The 25,365-nt window shown below is 65.3% G+C and carries 21 protein-coding genes; 8 read left to right on the top strand and 13 right to left on the bottom strand.

Features of this window, described 5'->3' with window-relative positions; translation table 11 throughout:
- The first annotated feature begins 174 nt into the window (after positions 1 to 174).
- From JJB99_RS04220 to JJB99_RS04230, 3 genes are all read left to right on the top strand, one after another.
- Positions 175 to 2,745: a ligase-associated DNA damage response DEXH box helicase gene (locus JJB99_RS04220; RefSeq protein ID WP_200497541.1), complete on the top strand. Its 2,571-nt coding sequence runs from the start codon at positions 175 to 177 to the stop codon at positions 2,743 to 2,745.
- Between the two features lie 52 nt (positions 2,746 to 2,797).
- Entirely contained in the window at positions 2,798 to 3,469 is a 672-nt protein-coding gene (pdeM, locus tag JJB99_RS04225) for a ligase-associated DNA damage response endonuclease PdeM (protein WP_200497542.1), read from the top strand.
- Positions 3,470 to 3,586: 117 nt separating this feature from the next.
- Positions 3,587 to 4,018, top strand: coding sequence for a hypothetical protein (locus JJB99_RS04230; protein WP_200497543.1), 432 nt, complete (start codon positions 3,587 to 3,589; stop codon positions 4,016 to 4,018).
- 135 nt (positions 4,019 to 4,153) lie between these two features.
- Here JJB99_RS04230 and JJB99_RS04235 read toward each other — a convergent pair whose 3' ends face one another.
- Together JJB99_RS04235 and pyrE are read right to left on the bottom strand one after the other, a co-directional pair.
- Entirely contained in the window at positions 4,154 to 4,903 is a 750-nt protein-coding gene (locus JJB99_RS04235) for a DUF2865 domain-containing protein (protein ID WP_246775141.1), read from the bottom strand.
- Positions 4,904 to 5,181: 278 nt separating this feature from the next.
- Positions 5,182 to 5,745, bottom strand: coding sequence for an orotate phosphoribosyltransferase (gene pyrE / locus JJB99_RS04240; RefSeq protein WP_200497545.1), 564 nt, complete (start codon positions 5,743 to 5,745; stop codon positions 5,182 to 5,184).
- Positions 5,746 to 5,926: 181 nt separating this feature from the next.
- On the opposite strand from pyrE, the gene JJB99_RS04245 reads away from it, so the two are divergent.
- On the top strand, positions 5,927 to 6,553 hold the full coding sequence (locus tag JJB99_RS04245) for a glutathione S-transferase family protein (RefSeq protein WP_200497546.1): 627 nt from the start codon (positions 5,927 to 5,929) through the stop codon (positions 6,551 to 6,553).
- 34 nt (positions 6,554 to 6,587) lie between these two features.
- On the opposite strand, the gene JJB99_RS04250 is transcribed toward JJB99_RS04245, so the two are convergent.
- The 3 genes from JJB99_RS04250 to JJB99_RS04260 form a co-directional block, all read right to left on the bottom strand.
- Complete coding sequence (locus tag JJB99_RS04250; RefSeq protein ID WP_200497547.1) at positions 6,588 to 7,223, bottom strand: LysE family translocator; 636 nt, start codon at positions 7,221 to 7,223, stop codon at positions 6,588 to 6,590.
- 256 nt (positions 7,224 to 7,479) lie between these two features.
- A complete protein-coding gene (polA, locus tag JJB99_RS04255) occupies positions 7,480 to 10,557 on the bottom strand; it encodes a DNA polymerase I (RefSeq protein ID WP_200497548.1) in 3,078 nt (1,025 codons plus the stop codon).
- A 281-nt stretch (positions 10,558 to 10,838) separates the two neighbouring features.
- Positions 10,839 to 11,906 (bottom strand): acyltransferase family protein, encoded by a 1,068-nt coding sequence (locus tag JJB99_RS04260; protein WP_200497549.1) that lies wholly within the window; start codon positions 11,904 to 11,906, stop codon positions 10,839 to 10,841.
- 193 nt (positions 11,907 to 12,099) lie between these two features.
- Here JJB99_RS04260 and JJB99_RS04265 point away from each other — a divergent pair, with 193 nt between their 5' ends.
- Positions 12,100 to 13,416, top strand: a complete 1,317-nt coding sequence (locus JJB99_RS04265; protein WP_200497550.1) for a UDP-glucose dehydrogenase family protein — start codon at positions 12,100 to 12,102, stop codon at positions 13,414 to 13,416.
- Positions 13,417 to 13,460: 44 nt separating this feature from the next.
- Here JJB99_RS04265 and JJB99_RS04270 read toward each other — a convergent pair whose 3' ends face one another.
- Positions 13,461 to 14,462, bottom strand: a complete 1,002-nt coding sequence (locus tag JJB99_RS04270) for an IS30 family transposase (protein ID WP_200495045.1) — start codon at positions 14,460 to 14,462, stop codon at positions 13,461 to 13,463.
- A gap of 154 nt (positions 14,463 to 14,616) precedes the next feature.
- Here JJB99_RS04270 and hrpB point away from each other — a divergent pair, with 154 nt between their 5' ends.
- The 3 genes from hrpB to JJB99_RS04285 all read left to right on the top strand — a co-directional run bounded on the left by hrpB (position 14,617) and on the right by JJB99_RS04285 (position 19,431).
- Positions 14,617 to 17,091, top strand: coding sequence for an ATP-dependent helicase HrpB (gene hrpB / locus JJB99_RS04275; protein ID WP_200497551.1), 2,475 nt, complete (start codon positions 14,617 to 14,619; stop codon positions 17,089 to 17,091).
- Between the two features lie 129 nt (positions 17,092 to 17,220).
- The gene (locus tag JJB99_RS04280; protein WP_200497552.1) at positions 17,221 to 17,733 is read left to right on the top strand and encodes a TIGR02281 family clan AA aspartic protease; all 513 of its coding nucleotides are present in this window, start codon (positions 17,221 to 17,223) and stop codon (positions 17,731 to 17,733) included.
- A gap of 198 nt (positions 17,734 to 17,931) precedes the next feature.
- Positions 17,932 to 19,431: a phosphomannomutase/phosphoglucomutase gene (locus JJB99_RS04285; RefSeq protein WP_200497553.1), complete on the top strand. Its 1,500-nt coding sequence runs from the start codon at positions 17,932 to 17,934 to the stop codon at positions 19,429 to 19,431.
- Between the two features lie 184 nt (positions 19,432 to 19,615).
- Here JJB99_RS04285 and JJB99_RS04290 read toward each other — a convergent pair whose 3' ends face one another.
- The 7 genes from JJB99_RS04290 to JJB99_RS04320 form a co-directional block, all read right to left on the bottom strand.
- Positions 19,616 to 20,125, bottom strand: coding sequence for an Lrp/AsnC family transcriptional regulator (locus tag JJB99_RS04290; protein WP_200497554.1), 510 nt, complete (start codon positions 20,123 to 20,125; stop codon positions 19,616 to 19,618).
- 157 nt (positions 20,126 to 20,282) lie between these two features.
- Complete coding sequence (gene nudC / locus JJB99_RS04295) at positions 20,283 to 21,221, bottom strand: NAD(+) diphosphatase (protein ID WP_200497555.1); 939 nt, start codon at positions 21,219 to 21,221, stop codon at positions 20,283 to 20,285.
- A gap of 10 nt (positions 21,222 to 21,231) precedes the next feature.
- A complete protein-coding gene (locus JJB99_RS04300; protein ID WP_200497556.1) occupies positions 21,232 to 21,651 on the bottom strand; it encodes an HIT domain-containing protein in 420 nt (139 codons plus the stop codon).
- Between the two features lie 276 nt (positions 21,652 to 21,927).
- Positions 21,928 to 23,055: a muconate cycloisomerase family protein gene (locus JJB99_RS04305; protein ID WP_200497557.1), complete on the bottom strand. Its 1,128-nt coding sequence runs from the start codon at positions 23,053 to 23,055 to the stop codon at positions 21,928 to 21,930.
- On the bottom strand, positions 23,052 to 23,807 hold the full coding sequence (locus JJB99_RS04310; protein WP_200497558.1) for an SDR family NAD(P)-dependent oxidoreductase: 756 nt from the start codon (positions 23,805 to 23,807) through the stop codon (positions 23,052 to 23,054). Before JJB99_RS04310 ends, JJB99_RS04305 begins: the two co-directional genes overlap by 4 nt.
- A complete protein-coding gene (locus JJB99_RS04315; RefSeq protein ID WP_200497559.1) occupies positions 23,807 to 24,613 on the bottom strand; it encodes an amino acid ABC transporter ATP-binding protein in 807 nt (268 codons plus the stop codon). Before JJB99_RS04315 ends, JJB99_RS04310 begins: the two co-directional genes overlap by 1 nt.
- Positions 24,610 to 25,272 (bottom strand): amino acid ABC transporter permease, encoded by a 663-nt coding sequence (locus JJB99_RS04320; RefSeq protein ID WP_200497560.1) that lies wholly within the window; start codon positions 25,270 to 25,272, stop codon positions 24,610 to 24,612. Before JJB99_RS04320 ends, JJB99_RS04315 begins: the two co-directional genes overlap by 4 nt.
- Positions 25,273 to 25,365 lie beyond the last annotated feature (93 nt).

The following is a 25,365-nucleotide window of genomic DNA, read 5'->3' on the forward strand; positions in this document are numbered from 1 at the left end:
AGGGTGAGGGGGAGTCTCCGCAGGGACGCTGGCAGTTGGATGCGCGGAGACTCCCCCTCACCCGGAATTCGCGCTGGCGCGCAAATTCCGGCCTCTCCCCGCACGCGGGGAGAGGCGAAGGAAGCCCCGCCCCACCCCTCGACGAACCCGCGCCCACGGCTTACCTGTCATGCCGTGCCGCCCCGCATCCTCGACATCCCGGCCAAGCCGACCACGCTGCTGCCCGACCGCTTCCAGGCGTGGTTCGCGGCCCGCGGCTGGTCGCCGCGCGCGCATCAACTCGCGCTGCTGGAGAAAGCGCGCGAGGACGCTAGCGCGCTGCTGATCGCGCCGACCGGCGCCGGCAAGACGCTGGCGGGCTTCCTGCCGACGCTGGTGGAGCTGTCGTCTCCCGCACGGGATGCAAGTGCGAAGCAAAGTCTCGTCTCCACCGGCCGCCGCGTTCAGCGCAGCGCCGGCCTCCACACCCTCTACATCTCCCCCCTCAAGGCGCTCGCCGTTGACATCGCCCGCAACCTCGAGCGGCCGGTCGCCGAGATGGGGCTGCCGATCAAGGTGGAGACCCGCACCGGCGACACGCCGGTGTCGCGGCGGCAGCGGCAGCGGCGCTATCCGCCGGACATCCTGCTGACGACGCCGGAGCAGCTCGCCCTGCTGCTGTCCTCCGATGACGCACCGTTCCTATTCTCCTCGCTGAAGCGCATCGTGCTGGACGAGCTGCATGCGTTGGTGACCTCGAAGCGCGGCGATCTGCTCTCGCTCGGCTTGGCGCGGTTGTGGCGACTGGCGCCGCAGATGCGCGCGATCGGCCTGTCGGCGACGGTGGCCGAGCCGGAATCGCTGGCACGATTCCTGGTCCCACAGCCGAAGGACAGCGCCGTATCGGCCGACATCGTTGTCGCCGGCGGCGCGGCGCCGCCGCTGGTCGAGATGCTCGACACCCGCGAGCGGCTGCCCTGGGCCGGCCACAGCGCGCGCCATGCGCTCCCCGAGATCTACGAGCTGATCAAGGCGAACAAGACCACGCTGGTGTTCGTCAACACCCGCAGCCAGGCCGAGATGCTGTTCCAGAATCTCTGGAGCATGAACGATGACGGCCTTGCCATCGCTTTGCATCACGGCTCGCTCGACGTCGCCCAGCGCCGCAAGGTCGAGGACGCCATGTCGGCAGGACGCCTGCGCGGCGTGGTCTGCACCTCCTCGCTCGACCTCGGCGTCGACTGGGGCGACGTCGATCTCGTCGTCAACATCGGCGCGCCAAAAGGCTCATCGCGCCTGATGCAGCGCATCGGTCGCGCCAACCACCGCCTGGACGAAGCCTCGCGCGCGGTATTGGTGCCCGCCAACCGGTTCGAGGTGTTGGAATGCCGGGTCGCCATCGATGCCATCGCCGAGAACGCGCAGGACACGCCGCCGTTGCGCACCGGCGCGCTCGACGTGCTGGCCCAGCATGTGCTCGGCTGCGCCTGCGGCGAGCCGTTCCTGAGTGACGAGCTCTACGGCGAAATCCGCGCCGCCGCGCCCTACGCAGGTCTCACGCGGCCGGATTTCGACGACGTCGTCGATTTCGTCGCCTCCGGCGGCTACGCGCTCAAGACCTATGAGCGCTTCGCCCGCATCAAGCAGGACAAGGAGGGCCGCTGGCGCGTCGCCAATCCAAAGGTGCGACAGAGCTACCGGATGAATGTCGGCACCATCGTCGAGGACGACATGCTGAAGGTGCGGCTGGTGCGCTCGCGCGGCGGTGGAACGGGGTCGACCGGCGTGATCGCGCGTGGCGGCCGGTTGCTCGGTGAGATCGAGGAGGCTTTCATCGAGGGCCTCTCGCCCGGCGACACCTTCGTGTTCTCAGGCGAGGTGGTGCGCTACGAAACCCTGGTCGAGGACCAGGTCTATGTCTCGCGCGCGCATGAGAAGGACCCGAAGGTACCGTCCTATATGGGCGGCAAGTTTCCGCTCTCGACCTATCTCGCCGAGCGCGTCCGCCGCCTGCTCGATGACGGGCGCGCATGGGGGGCTTTGCCGGAGCAGGTGCGCGACTGGCTGTCGCAACAGAAGGACGTCTCACGCGTGCCGGCCGTACGCGAACTGCTGGTCGAGAGCTTCCCGCGCGCCAACAAGCATTACATCGTCTGCTACCCCTTCGAAGGGCGGCTGGCGCACCAGACCCTCGGCATGCTGTTGACGCGCCGGCTCGAGCGCGCCCGCGCCCGTCCGCTCGGCTTCGTCGCCAATGAATATGCGGTGGCGATCTGGGGCCTTGGCGACACGTCGTTCATGATCCGCAACGGCAGGCTGGACCTCGACGCGCTGTTCGACCCGGATATGCTCGGCGACGACCTCGAGGCCTGGCTCGCCGAATCCGCGCTGATGAAGCGCACCTTCCGCAATTGCGCGATCATCTCCGGCCTGATCGCGCGTCGGCATACCGGCGAGGAGAAGAGCCGCCGCCAAGTGCTGTTCTCCACTGACCTCGTCTACGACGTCTTGCGAAAACACCAGGCCGACCACGTCCTGCTGCGCGCCGCCCGCGCCGATGCCGCCACCGGCCTGCTCGATCTGCGCCGCCTCAGCGACATGCTCACCCGCATTCAGGGCCGCATCACGCACCGGGAACTCGACCACGTCTCCCCGCTCGCCGTGCCCGTGATGCTGGAAATCGGCCGCGAGTCAGTTTATGGCGAAGCTGGCGACGAGCTGTTGGCGGAGGCCGCCGACGAGCTGGTCAAAGAGGCGATGGGATAAGAGCAGGTTTGACGTGACGGCGGGCGCGCAGGTTTCAGGAGATGTCGAGGACATGCGCGTTTCCAGAGTCAGCATCAGCGATGTGACCTTCGCGGCCGATCTGTCGGGCGCGCTGTTTTGGGAAGAGCAGCGCCTGCTCGTCGTCTCCGATCTGCATCTTGAAAAAGGTTCGAGCTTCGCCACGCGCGGCGTGCTGCTGCCGCCTTATGATACGCTGGCAACGCTGAGCCGGCTTGCTGCTGTCATCTCCCGCCATGATCCGCGCACCGTCATCGCGCTCGGTGACAGTTTTCACGATCGCACCGCACATGAGCGCCTCTCGAGGGACGATCGCGACGCCGTTGCGGCGCTCCAGACCGGCCGCGACTGGATCTGGATCTCGGGCAATCACGACCCCATGCTGCCGCGCGATCTCGGCGGCACGGTCGCCGAGGGGGTCGCGATCGGCCCAATCACCTTCCGCCACGAGCCGACCGGCGCGCATGGCGAGATCGCCGGCCATCTGCACCCCAAGGCGCGCGTCTCCGCGCGCGGTCGTTCGATGGAGCGCCGCTGTTTCGCCAGCGACGGGATGCGCGCCGTGATGCCCGCCTTCGGCGCCTATGCCGGCGGCCTCAGCATCCGCGACGCGGCCTTTGCTAAGATCTTCCCGAGGAACGGCTTTATCGCCCATCTGCTCGGCGACCGCCGCGTCCACGCCATTGCGGCCTCGCGTTGTTACTGAGATTCCGGCGTGCGCCGGAACAAATTAAGAACACTTTAGCAAGTCTTTGATATATCATTGTGATTCGGCGCGTTGCCGATACCATATCTAGCGTCTGTCAGACTCTGCGGGGACTACATGTCCAACATTGCTTTCGATCAGTTTGCCCTCACCCGCATCGCGGATTTCGCGCGCTCGCTGTCACGGCTGCATCAGGCGGCGCGGCGTCACGCGGTCGATGACGACCAGTTCGACCGCGAGTTCAACGCGGTATGCCAGTCGATCTGGGGCTACACCATCGACGACATCAGCGACGATCTGTTTTCGTCCGAGGACCATCTGTTCCTCGACACGCTCGACGAAGCGCATGCGCGGATTTTCGCGGCCGAGCAGGGCTATGACCTCATCGGCGAGACGGGCATGCTGACCGACTGGTGGGGCTTCTGCTGGATGATCCTGGCCGAGAAGCGCGGCCTGCTGACGGCTGAAAACCGCGCCGCCGCGCGCGCGGCGATTGAGGAGAAATATCTGGCCGCGCCGAATGTGATCGGGGTGATCATTGGAAGGTAGTTGCGTCCCCCGGACGCAGCGCAGCGCTTCTTGAGCGGTGCGCTGCAGAGCCGGGGCCCATGCTCGCGGCGTTCTGGGTCCCGGCTCTGCGTCGCGTCATTGCATGCCGCGCCGCGTCCGGGACACGAGACTGAGCTAATCCAATCCCGCCCGCTTCGCCGGCTTCGGCTGTGTCTTCGGCACCGTCACGTCAGGCAGCGCCTCGCGCACGATCTCGGCCTGGGCCGGCGCATCTGCCGACACCGTTTCGGCCCGCACGGGCGCAACTTTCATCTCGCCCAGGCGCGCGCGGACCTGCGCGGTGAGGCCCGGATAGGAGGCGACCGGAGTGAAGTCGGCGGCTTGGTCGTTGCCGACGCGGATGCCGGTATAGGCGACGAGGCCGTCGCTGGTAGCGATGACGTCGCCGGCCTTCAGCGAGGAGTCCAGCGCCAGATCGACCGGGGCGAGGCCGGCCGGCTCGCGGCCATTGCAGGTGCAGTCCGAGCGCAGTGCCTTGCGATAGGCGAACGCGTTCTCGCTGTCAGCGTAGCGCTCGCCGGTCTGCGAGTAGGCGCCATCGATCGAGGAGCCGAAATAGACCTTGGTCGCGCTGGCGGGACAGAACGCCTGACACATCTGCGCCGGCGAGACGAGGCCACGCATCAGCGGAAAATATTTGCCATCGCAACTGCGCACGCAGAAGGCCGGGCCGGAGCCGCCGGCTGCCGCCGAGCGTGTCGGCGGCACATATTGCGGGGTTGCGGCGTTCTGCTGGCCCGTGAAGGGATCGGCATAGGAGCTCGGCTGCTGCGGCGCCTCACGCTGCGGTCGCTGCTGCTGCAGGCCGCCGAAGAGGAAGTCGAACAGGCCTTCGGCCGAAACCGGAGTGGGAGCTGCCAGCATTGGAGCCGCAAGGAGGCTGGCTACAAGCACTGCGCGAGGCCGCCGCCGCGCATGGGACAAGTGTGTACGCAATGCTCACTCCACCCGACGCTACTGAACAGGCCGAGACCTTTGAGGTCGCAGCACATGATTCACCATAGTGCGCGATGGTAAATGAGCAGTTGAGCGGAGGCGGTTTCAAGACAAGGTGGTGGCCTCTTTAGGGCCAGGCACAGCTTCCGAACGATCGTTGCTTCCGGGCCACGCCCGGGCGTGGCGGCGAAGGATGCTTCGCCCCATCACGCCTTCAAAAACTCCGACGCCTTGTACAACGAGCGGAACGGCAGCCCGGCCTTGCCAAACGTGTCGGTGGCGCCTTCCTCGCGGTCGACCATCGTCAGCACCAGCACGACTTCGGCGCCGGTCTCGCGCACGGATTCCACCGCTTTCATCGCCGAGCCGCCCGTGGTGGTGACATCCTCGACGATCACGACGCGCTTGCCCTGAAGCGTCTCGCCTTTGGGCAGCCCTTCGATCGCGAGTTTTGCGCCGTGCTCCTTCGGCTTCTTGCGCACGAAGAAGGCCGCAATCGGATGGCCCTTGATCCAGGAGATCTGCGCCAGCGCGCCGGCGAGCGGCACCGCGCCCATCTCGAGCCCGCCGATGAAATCGAGCTGGTCGTCCTTCAGCGCCTCATAGGTCAGTTCGGCGAGCAGGGTCGCGCCCTCGGGGTCGAGCATGGTCGGCTTGAGGTTGAAGTAGAAATCGCTCTTGCGGCCCGACGCGAGCGTCACCTCGCCGCGGCCGAAGGAGCGCCGGCGGATGATTTCGAACAGACGGGCGCGGGAGGCGGATTTCGACACTGTGGTCCCTCGAACGGCGTTTTGAGAGGAGGCGGAATTTATCCGCGACCGCTGCGACATGAAAGAGGGGGCAGGGTCCGCAAAACCACCGTCAACAGGGCATCCATGCCGAACCGCTGGTTGTAAGGCCGCAACGTCCTGGAGTAGTGGGATGCCAGATCAGCGGGGAAGGAAACGGGCAATGACGATCGAGCTGCACACCTGGAACACGCCGAATGGCCGCAAGATCTCGGTCGCGCTGGAGGAAATGGGGCTGCCCTACAAGGTGGTCCCGGTGAACATCACCAAGGGCGAGCAGATGGCGCCCGGGTTCCTCAAACTTTCCCCGAACAACAAGATCCCCGCGATCCTCGACCCCGAGGGGCCGGACGGCAAGCCGGTCGGCATCTTCGAGTCCGGCGCGATCCTGCTCTATCTCGGCGAGAAGACCGGCAAATTCCTGCCGAAATCGCTTGTCGCGCGCATTCCCGTCTATGAATGGCTGATGTGGCAGATGGGCGGCTTCGGCCCGATGCCCGGCCAGGTGCATCATTTCATCGCGCTTGAGAACGAGCAGGACCGCGCCTACGGCCTGAAGCGCTACATGGCCGAAACGCGCCGGCTCTACGGCGTGCTGGACCGCCGGCTGGCGGACCACGATTTCGTCGCAGGCGACCTCTCGGTTGCCGATTTCGCCATCCTGGGCTGGGCCTGGCGCCACCCTCGCCACAAGGTTGACCTGGCCGACTTCCCCAACGTCAAGCGCTGGTATGACGCTCTGATGGCGCGCCCAGGAGTGAAGCGGGGGATGGACGCGAAGCTGGATTGATCTACTTACCCTCCAGGGGAGGGTAAATAAAAGCTCACACCTTCTTTGCTTCCACCGCCATCCTGACCGCAAGGCCGGCCAGCACCGTGCCCATCAGCCAGCGCTGCACCAGCATCCAGCTCGGCCGGCTCGCCAGGAATAGCGCGATCGATCCGGCGGCGAGGGCGATCATCGCATTGACGCTGACGCTGATCGCGATCTGGATCGCGCCGAGCACCACCGACTGCGTCAGCACACTGCCGGCGGCGGGATCGATGAACTGCGGCAGCAGCGCCAGATACAGCATCGCGATCTTCGGGTTGAGCAGATTGGTGACGAAGCCCATCGCGAACAATTTGCGCGGGCTGTCGATTGCGAGTTGCTTGACCTGGAATGGCGAGCGCCCGCCCGGCTTCACGGCCTGCCAGGCGAGCCACAAGAGATAGAAGGCGCCGGCAAAGCGCAGTGCGTCATAGGCAAAGGGAATCGCGAGCAGCAGCGCCGTGATGCCGAACGCCGCGCACAGCATGTAGAACACGAAGCCGAGCGCAACGCCGCCGAGCGAGACGATGCCGGCCGCGGGTCCTTGCGTGATCGAGCGCGAGATCAGGTAGATCATGTTCGGCCCCGGCGTGAGCACGAGACCGAGGCAGACGAGAGCGAAACCGAGCAGGGCGGAATTGTGGGGCATGGGTGAACCGGTGCGGGAGATGGCACGGTTCTAATATGCGTGAGACCGCGGAGCCATCGCGCAATTGCTCGGAGGACAATTCGACATGGTGCGGCGAACGCGGTGCGCTCCCTCGCCCCGCTCTTGCAGGGAGAGGGATGGGGTGAGGGGCCTCTCTCCACACTTGAGGTCGTCGATGGACCTGTACCCCCTCACCCGCATCACATCTGGCGATGTGATCCGACCTCTCCCCGCAAGCGGGGCGAGGTAGGAAAGATCAGTGCGCCTCGTCCCAATTGTTTGCCGCGCGCGCGTCGACATGCAGCGGCAGTGAGAGCAGCACGGCCGGGAACGGCGCGTCCTGCATCACGTGCTGCACCACGGGCAGCGTCGCCTCGACCTCGGCGTCCGGCACCTCGAAGATCAGTTCGTCGTGCACCTGCAAGAGCATCTGCGCCGAGAGCTTCTTCGCCGCGAGCGCGTCTTCCATGCGAATCATGGCGCGGCGGATGATATCGGCGGCGGTGCCTTGCAGGCGTGCATTGATCGCGGCGCGTTCGTTGAAGGCGCGCACCGAGGCGTTCGACGCCTTGATGTCGGGATAGTACATCTTCCGGCCGAACAGCGTCGTCACATAGCCGTTCTTGCGGCATGCCTCCTTGGTCTCGTCCATATAGGCGCGGATGCCGGGGAAGCGCTCAAAGTACTTCTTGATGTAGGCCGCGGCTTCCTCGCGCGCGATCCCGAGCTGGTTGGCGAGGCCGAAGGCCGAGATGCCATAGATGATGCCGAAATTGATTGCTTTCGCGCGGCGGCGAATCTCGCTGGGCATACCCTCGATCGGCACGCCGAACATTTCCGATGCCGTCATGGCGTGAATGTCGAGGCCGTCGCGGAACGCTTGCTTCAGCACGGGAATGTCGGCGATCTCCGCCAGCAGGCGCAACTCGATCTGCGAATAGTCGGCCGAGACGAGCTTGTGTCCGGGCGTTGCGACGAAGGCGCGGCGGATCTTGCGGCCGTCCTCGGTGCGCACCGGAATGTTCTGCAAGTTCGGCTCGTTCGACGACAGCCGGCCCGTCGTGGTCGCGGCCAGAGCGTATGTCGTGTGGACGCGATGGGTCTGCGGATGGACATAGGTCGGCAGCGCGTCGGTGTAGGTCGATTTCAGCTTCGAGACCTGGCGCCACTCCAAAATCTTCTTCGGGAAGTCGTAGCCCTGCTCGGCGAGCTCGTCGAGCACCTGCGCGGTGGTCGACCATGCGCCGGTCTTGGTCTTGCTGCCACCCGGCAATCCCATCTTGCCGAACAGGATGTCGCCGATCTGCTTGGGGCTGCCGACGTTGACCGGCTCGCCCGCGATCTCCTGGATCTCGGCCTCGACGCGCGCGGCGGTCTGGGCGAACTCGCCCGAGAGCCGCGACAAGACCTGGCGGTCGATCGAGATGCCGCGCCGCTCCATGCGCGCCAGCACCGCGACCAGCGGCCGCTCCAGCGTCTCATAGACCGTGGTCATGTGCTCGGCGACGAGGCGGGGCTTCAGCACGCGCCAGACCCGCAGGGCCATGTCGGCACCTTCCGCCGACAGCGGCGCCGCCTTCTCGATCGGCACCTGGTCGAAGGTGATCTTGCCCTTGCCGCTGCCAAGCAACTCGTTCTGCTTCAGCATGGCGTGGCCGAACCAGCGCTCGGCAAGCTGCTCGATCGCGTGCGAGCCGCGGCCGGCGTCGAGCACATAGGAGACGAGCTGGGCATCGTCGGTGTTGCGCAAGGTGATGCCGTGCTGCGCCAGCATCACCGCGGCGAACTTGACGTCGAAGCCGATCTTGAGGATGCCCGGTGATTCCAGCACCGGCCGCAGCGCTTCGATCGCGTCGTCATGCCTGACTTGGTCGGGCGCGAGGCCGGCGTCGAACAGGCCGGCGCCGCCGCCGGATTGCTTGTGCGCCAGCGGCACATAGCAGGCCTCGTTTGGCGCCAGCGCCAGCGCGATGCCGCAGAGATCGGCCTGCATCGGGTCGATCGAGTTCGCCTGGATCTCGATCGCGACATGACCGGCATCGTGGATGCGCGCGATGAAGGCGTTGAGCTCTTTCAGCGTCTTGATCGTCTGGTATTTGCTGCGATCGACCGGAAGCTTGCGCAGCGCCTCTTCGCGTGCGGCGGCCAGCGAGATCGGCGCGCCCTTCGGGCTCGCGGCCTTGTCCTCCTTGCCCGCCGACTTGTTGGGATCGCGAGGGGCGGCTTGCGCCGGTGTGCCCGGTCCCGGCGCGGGCACCACATCCGAGGGCGGTAGCGGCGAGAACACGCTGGCGCCGCTGGCGTAGCCGGGATCGGCGTCGACACTGGCGGGATCGATCTGCGAATAATCGGCGACGCGGCGCGTCAGCGTCGAAAATTCCATCGCCTTCAGGAACGCGATCAGCTTGCGCGCATCGGGCTCGTGGACGGCGAGGTCGTCGAGCGGCACCTCGAGGTCAACCTTGTCGTCGAGCAGCACGAGCTGGCGCGAGATCCGCGCCTTCTCCGCGTTCTCGAGCAGCGCCTCGCGCCGCTTCGGCTGCTTGATCTCGCCGGCGCGGAACAGCAATTGGTCGAGATCGCCATATTCGACGATCAGCTGCGCGGCGGTCTTGATGCCGATGCCGGGCACACCAGGCACGTTGTCCGTGGAATCGCCGGCGAGCGCCTGCACCTCGACCACCTTCTCCGGCGGCACGCCGAACTTCTCGATCACCTCGGGGATGCCGATGCGGCGGTCCTTCATGGTGTCGTACATGGTGACGCAATCGGTGACGAGCTGCATCAAATCCTTGTCGGAGGACACGATGGTCGCGGTCGCACCGCGCTCGCAGGCCTGCCGCACATAGGTCGCGATGAGATCGTCGGCCTCGAAGCCCACCTGTTCCAGGCACGGCAGGTCGAAGGCGCGGACCGCTTCGCGGATCAGCGAAAATTGCGGGATCAGGTCATCAGGCGCCGGCGGCCGGTGCGCCTTGTATTCGGGGTAGATCTTGTTGCGGAAGGTGATCTCCGACTTGTCGAACACGATGGCCAGATGCGTCGGCCGGTTGTCCTCGGGCATGTCGCGGAGCAGCTTCCACAGCATGTTGCAGAAGCCGAGCACGGCATTGACCTGCAAGCCGTCGGACTTGCGGTTCAGCGGCGGCAGCGCGTGATAGGCGCGAAAGATGTAGGAGGAACCGTCGACCAGGAAGACGTGGTCGCCCTTGCCAACCGCCTTCGCCGCGACCGGTTTGGCAACAGCTGTCGCGGCAGGTTTGTTTTCGGCCGCAGCCTTCGGCGTGGCCTGGGTGTCAGCTTTGGTGGCGGTCTTCGGCGATGTTTTGGGCATGGCCGCAATGTATGAATTTTTGCGGGCTTTGACAGCCTCGGGAGGGGGATTTTTGGCTTGCGGTTGCCGCTATCCCCACTGTCATTCCCCACACCCCCCGCCGTCATTCCCCGCGAAAGCGGGGAATCCAGGACGCCGCGGCGTATCGGTCAACAATTGCTGTCTCTGGAATACTGGGTCGCCCGGTCCCGGCTATGCCAAGGCTTCGCCGGGCTCTTCGGTATTGGGCCGGCGAAGCTTTAGCGAAGACGGCAAGCCGGGCGACGACACCGAGAATGCAGCTACTCCGCCGCCTGCAAGACGGGCCCCGCCTTCTTCGGCGCGATCCAGAACGCATCCGGCCGTTCGAACAGGAAGTGGGCGTTGAGGCGCAAGGCGGCCTGCCAGATCGCGAGCGATCCAAGTACGCCGACGATGGTGACGATCAGCGAGACCGTGCCGATATCGGCAATGACGCTGGTACGCAGCAGCAATGTGCGGGTTGCGGCCATCGGCAGGAAGAAAGCGAGATAGATCACGATCGAATGCTCGCCGCAGAAGCGGAAGGAGTTCAGCCAATGCGCGCGTGCGAGCAGCGTGCCTGATATGATGATGGCACACGCGCCGGCAAATCCAAGCACGAGCGAGACGATCTTCCACTCGCTGGCGCCATGGGCGACGAGACCGGCATTGACCAGTGCCCAGGTTGCGAGCCCGGCCAGCGCAAGCGCGGGATGCCTGCGCGCGCGCTCCGACAGCGCGAACACGTAAGGCGCGAACAGATAGCCCGAATAGAAGTACACGAAGCGCGCACAGAACTCGTCGATCGCGGTCCAGCCGGTCGAGATGCGCGCCGTCTCCAGCGCGGCGGCGATGATCCAGATCGCGAACGGCGGGATTTTGCGTGTCAATTTTGTGACGACGAAGAACACCGGAAGCAGATAGATGAACCACAGCGTGCCGAACGGCTCGATGAAGGATTCCAGATACAGCAGGCCGGCCTCGCGCCAGCCCGTCTGCGCCGCGAAGACGGGCGCCTTGAAGCCGAACTGGATTGTCACCCAAACGACATAGAAATAGGCGAAATGCACCACCTTGCGGTCGAGATAGGTTCGCCAGTCCCGATCGATCACCAGTGGCAGGAACAGGCCCGAAATCAGGAAGAAATCGGGCATCCGGAACGGCTTTGCGAAGGCCACCAGGACATGCATGAAACCGGTCTCGCCGGCGGCGAGCTCGACCCCCAGCACCGAATGCATCATCACCACCATGACGATGCAGATGCCTTTGGCGTAGTCGACCCAGTCGACACGCGCGGCAGTCGGGGCCTTCGGGCTTCCGCTCGCGGCGATTGTACCTGATGATGCCATGGTGTCCTGTTTCGAGGCGTGTTCCGCCCGGCTCTGTGTGGGCGTGGGGCAGTCTGGATCGCAGTGGTTTCCGACTTCTTTACCGGTTCAATTCGCGTGCCGGTTTTTGCATGCGGACTGTTCCCTCCCCGCCGGAAAGTGCTAAACCGCCCCGAATTGGGGTTTCGTTAACCAAGCCAGAACAGGGTTTTTCATGCGAATCGCGATGATCGGCACGGGCTATGTGGGACTGGTGTCCGGGGCCTGCTTTGCGGATTTCGGTCACGACGTCACCTGCGTCGACAAGGACGAGAGGAAGATCGCGGCGCTTCATCGCGGCGAGATTCCGATCTACGAGCCCGGCCTCGACGAGCTCGTCGCCAATAACGTCAGGGCCAGGCGGCTGGACTTCACCACCGATCTGTCGAAGCCGGTCGCCGAAGCCGACGCCGTGTTCATCGCGGTCGGCACGCCGTCGCGCCGCGGCGACGGCCACGCCGATCTGTCCTATGTCTACGCCGCCGCCAAAGAGATCGCGCAGGCGCTGTCGGGCTTCACCGTCGTCGTCACCAAATCGACCGTGCCGGTGGGCACCGGCGACGAGGTCGAGCGCATCATCCGCGAGGCCAATCCCAAGGCCGATGTGGTCGTCGCCTCCAACCCCGAATTCCTGCGCGAGGGCGCGGCGATCCGCGACTTCAAGTTCCCCGACCGTATCGTGGTCGGCACCTCCGACGAGCGCGGCCGCAAGGTGATGGGCGACATCTATCGGCCGCTGTCGCTGAACCAGGCGCCGCTGATGTTCACCGCGCGCCGCACCGCGGAGATGATCAAATACGCCGCCAATGCCTTCCTCGCGACCAAGATCACCTTCATCAACGAGATCGCCGATCTCTCGGAGAAAGCGGGTGCCAACGTCCAGGAGGTCGCGCGCGGCATTGGCCTCGACAACCGCATCGGCACCAAATTCCTGCATGCCGGCCCGGGCTTCGGCGGCTCCTGCTTCCCCAAGGACACCAAGGCGCTGATCAAGATCGCGCAGGACCATGACGTGCAGCTGCGCATCGTCGAATCCGTGCTGGCGGTCAACGAGAACCGCAAGCGCGCGATGGCGCGGAAAGTCAGCCAGGCGCTCGGCGGCTCCCTGCGTGGCAAGACCATCGCGGTGCTCGGCCTCACCTTCAAGCCCGACACCGACGACATGCGCGATGCGCCGTCGATCCCGCTGGTCACCGGCCTGATCGACATGGGTGCGAAGGTCAGGGCGTTCGATCCCGTCGGCATGGAGCAGGCGAAGAGTGAGCTGCCCAATATCACCTATTGCGAGGATGCCTATTCCTGCGCGCAAGGCGCCGACGCGCTCGTCGTCGTCACTGAATGGACCCAGTTCCGCGGCCTCGATCTCGACCGGCTGAAGAGCGTCATGGCGCAGCCCGTCGTCGTCGACCTCCGCAACATCTACCGCCCCGAAGAGATGAAAGCCGCTGGCTTCACCTATGAGAGCGTCGGCCGTCCGCCGGTGCAAGGCTGATCGCCACCCATGATTGTCGTACCCCGCGAAGGCCGGGGATGGATTCACGTTTGAAGTGCAACGGTTGATCTAAGGTCGGAGAATGCCTCGGCGGGTGTCTTGAAGTCCAGGCATTTGCGTGGGGTGTTGTTGAGGCGCTGAACATATCGTCTGAGATCGGCAGCCGTGAGGAGATCGAGATCCGTCTTGCGAGGCAGCGAGCGTCGCAAGCGGCCGATCGAGTTTTCAACGCCGCCTTTTTGCCAAGGGCTGTGAGGATCACAGAAGAAAGTCTGAACGCCGAGGATATCGTGAAGCCGATGGTGCTCGGCAAACTCGTTGCCATTGTCGAAGCTGATGGTTTGGCGCATCGCTGGTGGCAGTTTGCCGAGCTGGCGGGCGATGGCTCGAGCGGTGGGAATAGCTTTTCGGTCAACGGGGCGGTGAACCAGGTTGAAGCGGCTGTGTCGTTCATGGAGAACCATCAGCCCCTGACCGGATCGGGAGAACATCATGAAGTCGGCCTCCCAATGGCCCGGCACCTGGCGGCCTTCGACCTCAATGGGCCGTTCTGTGATCGAGCGCCGCTGTTTTATGAGGCTGGCGGAGCTGCCGCCCCGTCGCCGGCGCCCTCGCATTTTCTTGTGACGGGGCAGCAGACGATACCAGTAATCCTTCTGGGCCGTCCGATGATAGATGAAACGATAGATTGACTCATGGCTAATGATGACGCGACCATGCTTCAGCGCCAGTCGGCCGGCGATCTGCTCCGGCGAATGTCCCATCGCAAGGCTTTTGCCGACGCATCTTCGCAGGTCTGACTGGCGCGCCAGCTTGAAGCGACAATCCCATCGCCTCCGTCGCTCGGCCAATTGCTGGGCGCGGACCGGCTCATACCCGCCGGCCCAAGCCTTCGTCCGCTTGGAATTGCGCCTAAGTTCCCGATTGATCGTGGAAGGCGACCGGCCCAGGGCCGCCGCAATTTGGTTTTGAGATATACCGCCTGCATGCAGGCGGTATATCTCAACGCGCTCCTCAAGGCTGAGCTGGCCATAACATCGTCCCATCGCAACAACACCTTAGCAGGTGTTGCACTTGTTTCGTGAACCGAAGGGGTATCCAGTACGCACAAATCTCCGGAATGGCCGGGATCTGAGTTGATTGGATTGTCTGCCCCTGTGCGCAAACGCGCACAAGGCGGACGGTGACGGACCAGGACTTTTGCCCCGCAGCTTCGACACGCCCCTCCCGATCGACGCCGTGCTCGACGATTTGTCGCGCACGCTGGAGGCGCACAACGCCGCCGTGCTGGTCGCCCCTCCTGGTGCCGGCAAGACTACGCGGGTGCCGCTCGCGCTGCTCGAGGCGCCCTGGGCGAAGGGCAAGAAGATCATCGTGCTGGAGCCGCGCCGCATCGCTGCGCGCGCCAGCGCCGACCGCATGGCGAAATCGCTCGGCGAGCGCACCGGCGAAACCGTCGGCTACCGCGTCCGCTTCGGCTCGAAGATCTCGCGCGCGACGCGCATTGAGGTCGTGACCGAAGGCATTTTCACACGCCAGATTCTCGACGACCCTGAACTCTCAGGTGTCGCCGCCATCCTGTTCGACGAATTCCACGAGCGCTCGCTCGACGCTGATCTCGGCCTCGCGCTGGCGCGGGACGCGCAACAGGGCTTGCGCGAGGACTTACGTATCCTCGTGATGTCGGCAACGCTCGACGGCGCGCGCGTTGCAAAGCTGCTGGGCGAGGCGCCCGTCGTCGAAAGCGAAGGCCGCGCCTTTCCGGTCGAGACGCGCTATCTCGGCCGCAAGACCGATGCGCCGATCGAGCGGCAGATGGCGGATGCGATCGCCTCTGCGCTGCGCGCCGACACCGGTTCGGTTCTGGCGTTCCTGCCCGGCGCCGCCGAAATCCGCCGTACCCAGAATTTCCTCGCCGAGCGCGTGCAGGACGCCTCCGTCGAGATCGTGCCGCTGTTCGGCGCGCTCGATGCCGCCGTGCAGGACCGCGCCATCGCGCCGGCGCCGAAGGGCACGCGAAAAGTGGTGCTGGCGACCTCGATCGCGGAGACCTCGCTCACCATCGAAGGCGTGCGCATCGTGGTCGATTCCGGCCTTGCCCGCGTACCGCGCTACGAGCCCGACATCGGTCTGACCCGGCTCGAGACCGTGCGCGCCGCGCGCGCGGCGGTGGATCAGCGCCGCGGCCGCGCCGGCCGCACCGAGCCCGGTGTGTGCTACCGGCTCTGGGACGAGCCGCAGACCGCCTCGCTCGCGCCCTACACCCAGCCGGAAATTTTGAGCGCCGACCTGTCCTCGCTGGTGCTCGACCTCGCGCAATGGGGCGTCAGCGATCCCGCAGCGCTGTCGTTCCTGGATCCGCCGCCGCAGCCGGCCTGGAAGGAAGCGAAAAGCCTGCTGTCTGAGCTCAACGCGCTCGACGGGGACGGGCGCATCACCGCGGAGGGCAGGAGCCTGCGCGCGCTGGCGCTGCCGCCGCGGCTGGCGCGCATGATCGTGGATTCGCATCGTGCCGGCGAAGGCGAAGCCGCCGCCGAGATCGCGGCCATCATCACGGAGCGCGGGCTGGGGGGCGACAGTGTCGATCTCGAGCACCGCCGCGACCAGTTCCACCGTGATCGTTCGCCGCGCGCCGCGAGCGCCCGCGATCTGGCGCGGCGCTGGGCCTCTCAGGTCGCAGCGTCGGAAAAGCCGGGGCAGCAGGATGACCTCTCCACCGGCCTGATGCTCGCCTATGCCTTCCCGGACCGCGTCGCGCGCAACCGCGGCAACGGCAGTTTCGTGCTCGCCAATGGCCGCGGCGCCGCCGTGGAGCAGACCTCCTCGCTCGCCCGCGCGCCCTATATCGCGATCGGCGAGATGACGGGAACGGCCGCGAGCGGACGCATCCTGCTCGCCGCGCAAATCACGCAGGACGAAATCGAGCGGCATTTCGCCGAGCATATCGAAAGCGTTGACGAGATCTCCTTCGATCGCGGCGCGATGGCGTTACGCGCACGGCGCAAGCGCGCGCTGCACGCGATCACACTCTCCGAGGCGACGATGGCCGTCTCGCCTTCGGAAGACACCGCGCGCATCTTTGCCGACGGCCTGATCGCCGCGGGCCTCGACCGGCTGCCCTGGTCGAAAGCTGCCAAGCAATGGCGCGACCGCGTGATGTTCTTGCGCAAGGCCGAGGGCGACAGCTGGCCTGATGTATCGGACGACGGGCTGATCGCGCGCCGTGACGACTGGCTGGTGCCGGCGCTCTACGACAAGATTGCGCTCAAGGACATCTCCGCCGGCGATCTCTCCGATGCGCTGATGGCGCTGCTGCCCTGGGAGATGCGCGCGCGGCTTGACCGCGAGGCGCCGACGCATTTCGAGGCGCCGACCGGAAGCGTGCTCGCGATCGACTACGAGGCCGAGCAGGGGCCGACCATCGCGGTGCGGCTCCAGGAATTGTTCGGCCTCAACACCCATCCGTCGGTCGCCGCAGGCAAGGTGCCGCTGGTGCTGGAATTGCTGTCGCCGGCGCAGCGCCCGGTGCAGGTGACGCGCGATCTGCCCGGCTTCTGGCGCGGCAGCTACGCCGCGGTGCGCTCCGAGCTGCGCGGCCGCTACCCGCGCCATCCCTGGCCGGACGATCCGGCCAGCGCGCTGCCGACCCGGCGGGTGAAGCCGCGCGGGACGTGAGAAATCAAGACCGCGCATTAACCGCCCGCTCATCCTTTTCGTCAAAATAGCACCGCCTTAGCCGTGGCCTCGCTCGCGGATAACCGTGGCGCGTGATGAAATCGAGCTTTCCGGCTCGGACGTGGTGTGATGCGTAACATAATGATCTTCGCGGCCGTGATGATCGGTCTCGGCACCTTCATGGCGCAGGTGGCGGACAGGATGAGCTCGGCCTCCGCCACGTCAGTGCCGCGCACGACGGTCGCGGTTGCAACCGCGGCGCCGGCCGCCGGCCGCACCCTCAACATCCCGCGCGATCGCCGCGGCCATTTCCAGACCGAAGGCCGCATCGAGGGCCAGCGCGTCGGCTTCATGGTCGACACCGGCGCCTCCGTGGTGGCGCTGAACGAGACCTCGGCCGCCCGCTTCGGCCTGCGCCCGTCACGCGGCGAGTACAACGCCACCGTCTCCACCGCCAACGGCACCATCAAGGCCGCGCGCACCCGCATCGCCATGCTGGATGTCGGCGGCCTCGTCGTGCGCGATGTCGATGCCATGGTGCTGCCGGACGAGGCGCTGTCGGAGAACCTGCTCGGCCTCTCCTTCCTGTCCCGCCTCAAGCGCTTCGAATACGCCAACGGCCAGATGGTGCTGGAGCAGTAGAAGCTCCTGACCGCGCCGGCGAATGGTCGTTCGCGTCAATTTTCGGGACGGCAGGCGGAAAGTCTCGCGCTAGGCCGCGTTTTCCCGTTACCAAACTGCCGCAATTATCCGCCATAAGCTGCCATTCCCGCCTTCCGCTGCGGCCCGGCATTCGCTAAGGCTGCGCCAATTCCTGTCCTTTTCCGCGAGATTGTCTCAATGTTTCCCAAGCCGAAACCGGTATTGCTGCCCAACACCTACGCCTTCGAATCCGAGCCGATGGTGAAGCCGACGGGTTTCCGCGAATACGACGCGCGCTGGCTGTTCCAGAAGGAAATCAACCTGATGGGTGTGCAGGCGCTCGGCATGGGGCTGGGCGCACTGATCGCGGAGCTCGGCGTCAAACAGGAGATCGTCACCGGCCACGACTTCCGCGGCTATTCGGCCTCGATCAAATACGCGCTGATCTCCGGCCTGATGGCGGCGGGCTGCAAGGTGCACGACATCGGCCTTGCGGTGACGCCGATGGCCTATTTCGCGCAGTTTGATCTCGACGTGCCCTGCGTCGCCATGGTCACGGCCTCGCACAACGACAATGGCTGGACCGGCGTGAAGATGGGCGCCAACCGCCCGCTGACCTTTGGTCCCGAGGAGATGACGCGGCTGAAAGAGATCGTGCTCAATGCCGATTTCCAGAACAAGGCCGGCGGCTCCTATCAATTCCACGAGAATTATCCAGCGCGCTACATCGCCGATCTCACCAGCCGTCCGAAGCTGACGCGCAAGCTCAAGGTCGTCGCCGCCTGCGGCAACGGCACCGCGGGTGCGTTCGCGCCGCAGGTGCTGGAGGCGATCGGCTGCGAGGTGATCCCGCTCGACACCGAGCTCGACCACACCTTCCCGAAATACAACCCGAATCCGGAAGACATGGAAATGCTGCACGCGATCCGCGATGCGGTGCTGCAGCACAAGGCCGATGTCGGCCTCGGCTTCGACGGCGACGGCGACCGCTGCGGCGTCGTCGATAACACCGGCGAGGAAATCTTCGCCGATAAGGTCGGCGTGATGCTGGCGCGTGACATGTCGGCGATCCACAAGGATGCGCAGTTCATCGTCGACGTGAAGTCGACCGGCCTGTTCGTCACCGATCCGGTGTTGCAGAAGCAGGGCGCGAAGGTCGCCTATTGGAAGACCGGCCATTCCTACATGAAGCGCCGCACCAATGAGACCGGCGCGCTCGCGGGCTTCGAGAAGTCGGGCCACTTCTTCTTCAACAAGCCGTATGGCCGCGGCTATGACGACGGTCTGGTTTCGGCGCTCGCGATCTGCGACATGCTCGACCGCGCGCCCGGCAAGTCGATGGCCGACCTCAAGAACGCGCTGCCAAAAACCTGGTCATCGCCGACCATGTCGCCGCATTGCGCCGACGAGGTCAAATACGGCGTCATCGACCAGGTGGTGAAGCACTTCGACGGACTGCAGGCGCAGGGCGTCAGGATCGGCGGTCAGGCAATCCGCGATCTCGTCACCGTCAACGGCGTGCGCGTCACGGTCGAGGATGGCAGCTGGGGGCTGGTGCGCGCCTCCTCCAACAAGCCGGAGCTCGTGGTCGTGGTCGAGAGTCCGGTCTCCGAGCAGCGCATGCATGACATGTTCGAGATGGTGAACAGCGTGCTGCGCACCCATCCCGAGGTCGGCGCGTACAATCAGAAGATCTGATTGACGACTGCCTGACGCGACGGCGGCGCGCTCCCTCGCCCCGTTCTTACGGGGAGAGGGTTGGGGGTGAGGGGCCTCTCTCCACACGTGTGATGGCAGTGGGACCTGTACCCCCTCACCCGGATTGCTTCGCAATCCGACCTCTCCCCGCAAGCGGGGCGAGGTTAGCAGTCTCGGTTGCCGCCTAAGCCGCCACCACCGCCGGGATCGGCAGCGCCGTGACCGACTTGATCTTCTCCATCGCAAAGCGCGAGGTGACGTTCTTCAGCGGCACGGCGCTGATCAGCTTCTTGTAGAAGACGTCATAGGCCTGCATGTCCGCGACGACGACGCGCAGCATGTAGTCGACGTCGCCGGCCATCCGGTAGAATTCCATCACCTCGGGCATGGCGCTGACAGCTTCGGCGAACTTCTTGAGCCAGGCGTCGGAATGGTCGGCGCTCTCGACCGAGACGAACACGGAGATGCCGAGCCCGATCTTGTTCTGGTCCACCAGCGCCACGCGCTTGATGATCACGCCGTCGGCCTCCAGGCGCTGGATGCGCTTCCAGCAGGGGGTCGAGGACAGTCCGACGCGGTCGCCGATTTCGGCGACGGAGAGCGAAGCATCTTCCTGGAGCACCATCAGAATCTTGCGGTCGATGGCATCAAGGCGGCGGCTGGTCTCGGGGATCTGGACGGCAGCATCGGTCATTTGAAGAACTTTGTTTCATTTCAGGGGCTGATTTCCCTGATATAGAGAAAATCTTTCTATGGCAAGCGCGTATTCTCGACGGCCGCGCGATGCCGGAATCCGGCAATCGCCAAAAAACTGTTCTGCTGCAATGTGTTGCGAAGCAACTACGGCGTCATCAGCCCTTCGCGTGCACCCAGCGGCCTAGCAGATGATGGGCGATGGCGAAAGGATGCGGGCCGGCAAGTCCGCCGGGATGGGTCCGCGTCAGCATCTGGGCGGCCTCCTCGCGCGTGAACCAGCGCGCGTCCTCAAGCTCCGAGGGGTCGACGACGATGTCCTCGTTCAGCGCCCGCGCGCTGCAGCCGATCATCAGCGACGACGGGTAGGGCCAGGGCTGGGTCATGTAATACTGCACATCGGTACAGCGAATCCCGGATTCTTCGAAGATCTCGCGGCGCACCGCGTCCTCGATGGTCTCGGCGGCCTCGACGAAGCCGGCGAGGCATGAATACATGCCCGGCGGAAACTGCTTCTGGCGGCCGAGCAAGCATTTGTCGCCGGAGGAGACGTGCATGATCACGACGGGATCGGTGCGCGGAAAGTGCTCGGCTTTGCAGGTAGGGCATTCGCGCTTCCAGCCGCCTTCCTTCATCGCAGTGCGGGCGCCGCAGTTGGCGCAATAGCCGTGGCGCTGATGCCAGCCCACCATCGACTTCGCCATCGCGACTGCCGAGAGCTCGTCGGGCGGGATCGCGCCCTGCATCGCCATGCCGCGCAGCTCGGTGACGGTATAGTCCTCGCGTCCGATCAGCTTCTCGGCCGCGGCCTGCGACAGGCCCATGCCGAACACGGCAGCGCCGTCACGAAGGCCTAAGAAGATCGTGCCGGGATTGGCGCCGCATTTCAGCGCCTCGTCCATTCTGAGCAGCGCGCGCACCTTGTCGCCCTCGCGCTTCACCAGCAGTGAGTCTCGGTAGGCGACATAGGCGCGCGAGGACGATTTCTGCTCCAGCGCGAACAGTTTTTCGTCATCGCGGCGCAGATGCGCGGCGCGGTCGAGGACGTTGGTGACGAAGGCCGGCTGTCCCAGTGGAAACGAGTCGAATGCTGACATTGTTATTCTTTCAACCCAACCAGATTTTTCGGCGCAGCGCGCTGATGAAATTCTGCACTTCAGTGGCGTCGTGCGCCAAAGGCGGCATCACGCCCCAGACCGGACGCGGCCATGCCGCGTCACCGGTCCGGCGCGCGATGATGTGGACGTGCAGCTGTGGCACGAGGTTGCCGAGTGCTGCGATATTGAGCTTGTCGCATTTGGTGATCTCCTTGAGCGCGCGCGAAACGCGGGAGATCTCGGTCATCAGCTGCGCCTGCTGCACCTCGTCGAGGTCGATGATCTCGACCGCATCCACCCGCCGCGGCACCAGCAGCAGCCAGGGATAATGCGCGTCCTTGATGACCAGCACCTTCGACAGCGGCAGATCGCCGATGTCGATGGTGTCCTCTTTCAGGCGGGAGTGCAGCGACCAGGCGGGATCGGGCATATGCGTTTCCGGATGGCCCGTTGGCGCGGGCTGGTTGGTGCCACCATACGATAGGGAGTCCGGTAGGGGAAGGATTGGGCCCCGCTGCCGCTGCATACGCGGTCGTCGCTTTCTTCTCCCTCTCCCCGTTCTTACGGGGAGAGGGTTGGGTGAGGGGCCTCTCTCCACACGTGACACCGTCGAGAGACCTGTACCCCCTCACCCGGATCGCAAGAGCGATCCGACCTCTCCCCGCAAGCGGGGTGAGGTGAAGCGGAGCGCGCCGCCGAATCCTCTTTACGCCTCCGCGATCACCCGCGCATTGCCGCGGACGGAAGCCTCGCTGACGCGAATGCCGAGGCCAGGACCATCCGGCACCACAACATGGCCTGCGCGGTTCGCCACACGCTCCTCCAGTACGTCCTCGGTCAGCACGTGATGCGGCATGTAGAATTCGCAGCCGAGCGAGATGCCAGGTGTGGCCGCGATCAGCTGCGTGCCGGCGGCAAGGCCAATGCCGCCTTCCCACAGCGTGCCGCCATAGCCGGGCAGGCCGGCGATGTCGGCAATCGCCATGATCGCCTGCGCCTCGAACAGGCCGCCCGCCTTCATCAGCTTGATCGAGACGGCGTCGGCCGCCTCGCGGCGTGCCACCTCCATCATGTCGCGGCGGTCGAAGCAGCTTTCGTCGGCGAGCACGGGCGTTTCCAAGGCCGCGGTGAGCTGCGCCATCACGTCGAGATATTTGCGCGGCACCGGCTGCTCGATGAAGGTCGGCGCAAATTCCTCGACGTCGCGCAGGATTTTGATGGCCCCGAACGGCGCCAGCGCCTGGTTGTAGTCGACGCGCAGATCGACCTTGTCACCGAATTCTTTGCGGATCGCTGCGAGGTGATCGAGGTCCTCGCGATGCGGCTTCACGCCGGTCTTGACCTTGTAGATGACATTGCCGTCTGGAACCATTGTCCGCATGCGCTCGAGATCGGCGGCAAAATCCGGATCGGCGATCGAGAAGGAGAGCGGAATGGTGTCGCGCACGCGGCCGCCGAGGAGGTCGGCGACGGACAGCCCCGACGATTTGCCGACGATGTCGAGCAGCGCCATCTCGATCGCGACTTTTGCTTCCGCATGTCCGACCAGCGCGCGGTCGAGCTCCGCCATCAGCGCCCGGATGCGGCGCACCGGCTTGCCGAGCAAGACCGGCCGCAAATAGATATCGAGCGCGGAGAAGGCGGCCTCGGGCGTTCCGGTGAACACCTCCCACGGCGCGGCCTCGCCCCAACCGATCACGCCGTCGCTCGACGTCAGCTCGAGCAGCACGCGCTTCACCGTGCCCTTGACGTTGCCGACGCCCTGCAGGCGCGCCATCTTGATCGGGCTTTCGATCAGGAACAGCCTGAGACGTTCGATGGTCGCTTCGCTCATGTCAGGCCTCCATTGACGTGCCAGACCTGGCCGGTGACGTAGGACGCCTTCGGTGATGCCAGGAAGGCGATGATCTCGGCGACTTCCTCGGGGCGGCCGCGGCGGCGCATCGGGATCAGCGCCTCGGTCGCGGCGATCTGCTCGGGCGAGAGCCGGCTCGCGCTCGGCTTGTCCTTGACGATGAGGCCGGGCGCAACCGCGTTGACGCTGATGCCGTCGCTGGCGAGCTCGATCGCGGTCAGCCGCACCAGTGCTTCCAGCGCGGAGCGGCTCGCCGCTGTCGCCGCGAACGGCGCGAATTCGGGCCGGATCGCATGCGCCACGAAAGACGATACTGCGACGATCCGGGCGTCCTGTCCTGCACGCAGCAAAGGAAGCGCGGCCTCGACCATTCGCGTGAACGCCAGCGCCGATTCATCCATCGCCCGCCGGAATTGATCCGCCGGCGTGCCGATCGCGCTGCCGCGGCGGGCATGGCCGCCGACGAGAATCAATCCGTCGATCCGACCGAAGGCCGCTTGCGCGGCGGCAATGGCGTTGGCGGCGGCAGTCTCTTCCGCGAGGTCGCCAAGGCACTTCGCGACCACAGCACCTCTCGCTTCAGCTTCCGCCGCCGTCGCACCGAGACCTTCAGCGTTCGAACGCGTGTGCAACAGCAACGCGGTGCCGGGCGCCGCGAGCAGCTTTGCGGTGGCGCGGCCGATACCGCTGGCGGCGCCAGTGACGAGATAGACACGATCGATATCGGGCATCACGGTGTTGCGTTGGCCGGCGGCAGCGCGCCGGTGCGGTGGAAATGGCTGAGGAAGGCGCGCGTTGCGGCTGCTTGCGGATTATCGATCACCTGCCGGGCCGGGCCTTCCTCGACCACGACACCGTCGCGCATGAAGATGAGGCGGTCGGCGACCTCGCGGGCAAAGGCGATCTCATGGGTCACGATCACCATGGTCATGCCCTCGGAGGCCAGCTGCTGGATCACGCTCAGCACCTCGCCGACCAGCTCGGGATCGAGCGCCGAGGTGGCTTCGTCGAACAGCATGACATCCGGTTCCATCGCCAGCGCACGCGCGATCGCAACGCGCTGCTTCTGGCCGCCGGAGAGCGTCGCGGGATATTGGTCGGCCTTCTCAGCAAGGCCCACCTTGGCAAGCTGCGCACGCGCGAGCTTTTCGGCGTCAGCCTTGGCCATCCGCCGCACGGTGACTGGCCCCTCCATCACGTTCTGAAGCGTCGTCATGTGCGGGAACAGATTGAAATGCTGAAACACCATCCCTGTGGTGGCGCGAAATTTGGCCAGCGTCCTCACGTCCGGCGGCTTGGTGCCTTCCCCGAACCGGAAGTGCGTGTCGCCGACGCGAACGCTGCCGCCGTCGGGCACGACCAGCAGATTGATGCAGCGGAGCAGCGTCGACTTGCCCGAGCCTGATGGCCCGATCAGCGCGACGACGCCGCCCTTGGCGACGTCGAGATTGATGTTCTTGAGGACCTCGTTGCTGCCAAAGCTCTTGCGAAGGCTGCGGATCTCGATCTTCAAAGTGTTGTTGGACGTCTCGTTCATTCGCCGACCGCCAGTTGCTTCTCGCCGCGGCGGACGATGATGGTGAGCGGAATCAGGATCGCCGCATAGGCGACCGCGACCGCGGTGTAGGTCTCCAGCGGCCGGTAGCTGTCATGGGCCGCGACCTGGCTTTGATAAACGAGGTCAGGCACCGCCAGCACCGAGACCAGCGAGGTGTTCTTGAACTGGATGATCGACTGGTTCATCAGCGCCGGGATCATGCGCTTGATCGCCTGTGGCAGCACAATGCGCCGCATCGTCTGTCCCGGCGTCATGCCGAGCGCGGCGCCGGCTTCGGACTGGCCGCGGTCGATCGAGACGATGCCGCCGCGGATGATCTCCGAGTAGAACGAGCCGCCATAGAGCGACAGGGCCAGCGCGGAGGCCGTGATCGGCGTCATCTCGACACCGGCGAGGATCGGCAGCGCGTAATAGAACCAGATCAGCTGCACCAGGATCGGCGTGCAGCGGAACGCCTCGATGAAGGTGAGGGCGAGGAGGCGCACCGCCTTGAAGCGCGACAGGCTGCCGAACGCGCCGAACAGGCCGAAGACGAGGCCGAGCACCACGATGACCACGGTGAAGCCGACGGTGACGCCGAGCCCGTTAAGGAAGAGCCAGCGATAGCTCCAGAGAATGCCGAAGTCCCACTGATACATACTCTTTCGGACCTCAGTCGCGTAATGGCTTGGAAAGTTCGAGCCGCGCGCTCGCTGCACCTCTCCCGCTTGCGGGAGAGGTCGGCGCGAAGC

The organism is Bradyrhizobium diazoefficiens, assembly GCF_016616235.1.
GTDB lineage: Bacteria > Pseudomonadota > Alphaproteobacteria > Rhizobiales > Xanthobacteraceae > Bradyrhizobium > Bradyrhizobium diazoefficiens_H.

Excerpts from the sequence above, each read along its gene's own strand:
- pdeM (WP_200497542.1), top strand. The coding sequence starts at position 2,798 with ATGCGCGTTTCCAGAGTCAGCATCAGCGATGTGACCTTCGCGGCCGAT.
- JJB99_RS04230 (WP_200497543.1), top strand. The coding sequence starts at position 3,587 with ATGTCCAACATTGCTTTCGATCAGTTTGCCCTCACCCGCATCGCGGAT.
- JJB99_RS04235 (WP_246775141.1), bottom strand. The coding sequence starts at position 4,903 with ATGCTGGCAGCTCCCACTCCGGTTTCGGCCGAAGGCCTGTTCGACTTC.
- JJB99_RS04245 (WP_200497546.1), top strand. The coding sequence starts at position 5,927 with ATGACGATCGAGCTGCACACCTGGAACACGCCGAATGGCCGCAAGATC.
- JJB99_RS04250 (WP_200497547.1), bottom strand. The coding sequence starts at position 7,223 with ATGCCCCACAATTCCGCCCTGCTCGGTTTCGCTCTCGTCTGCCTCGGT.
- polA (WP_200497548.1), bottom strand. The coding sequence starts at position 10,557 with ATGCCCAAAACATCGCCGAAGACCGCCACCAAAGCTGACACCCAGGCC.
- JJB99_RS04260 (WP_200497549.1), bottom strand. The coding sequence starts at position 11,906 with ATGGCATCATCAGGTACAATCGCCGCGAGCGGAAGCCCGAAGGCCCCG.
- JJB99_RS04265 (WP_200497550.1), top strand. The coding sequence starts at position 12,100 with ATGCGAATCGCGATGATCGGCACGGGCTATGTGGGACTGGTGTCCGGG.
- JJB99_RS04270 (WP_200495045.1), bottom strand. The coding sequence starts at position 14,462 with ATGGGACGATGTTATGGCCAGCTCAGCCTTGAGGAGCGCGTTGAGATA.
- JJB99_RS04280 (WP_200497552.1), top strand. The coding sequence starts at position 17,221 with ATGCGTAACATAATGATCTTCGCGGCCGTGATGATCGGTCTCGGCACC.
- JJB99_RS04285 (WP_200497553.1), top strand. The coding sequence starts at position 17,932 with ATGTTTCCCAAGCCGAAACCGGTATTGCTGCCCAACACCTACGCCTTC.
- JJB99_RS04290 (WP_200497554.1), bottom strand. The coding sequence starts at position 20,125 with ATGACCGATGCTGCCGTCCAGATCCCCGAGACCAGCCGCCGCCTTGAT.
- nudC (WP_200497555.1), bottom strand. The coding sequence starts at position 21,221 with ATGTCAGCATTCGACTCGTTTCCACTGGGACAGCCGGCCTTCGTCACC.
- JJB99_RS04300 (WP_200497556.1), bottom strand. The coding sequence starts at position 21,651 with ATGCCCGATCCCGCCTGGTCGCTGCACTCCCGCCTGAAAGAGGACACC.
- JJB99_RS04305 (WP_200497557.1), bottom strand. The coding sequence starts at position 23,055 with ATGAGCGAAGCGACCATCGAACGTCTCAGGCTGTTCCTGATCGAAAGC.
- JJB99_RS04310 (WP_200497558.1), bottom strand. The coding sequence starts at position 23,807 with ATGCCCGATATCGATCGTGTCTATCTCGTCACTGGCGCCGCCAGCGGT.
- JJB99_RS04315 (WP_200497559.1), bottom strand. The coding sequence starts at position 24,613 with ATGAACGAGACGTCCAACAACACTTTGAAGATCGAGATCCGCAGCCTT.
- JJB99_RS04320 (WP_200497560.1), bottom strand. The coding sequence starts at position 25,272 with ATGTATCAGTGGGACTTCGGCATTCTCTGGAGCTATCGCTGGCTCTTC.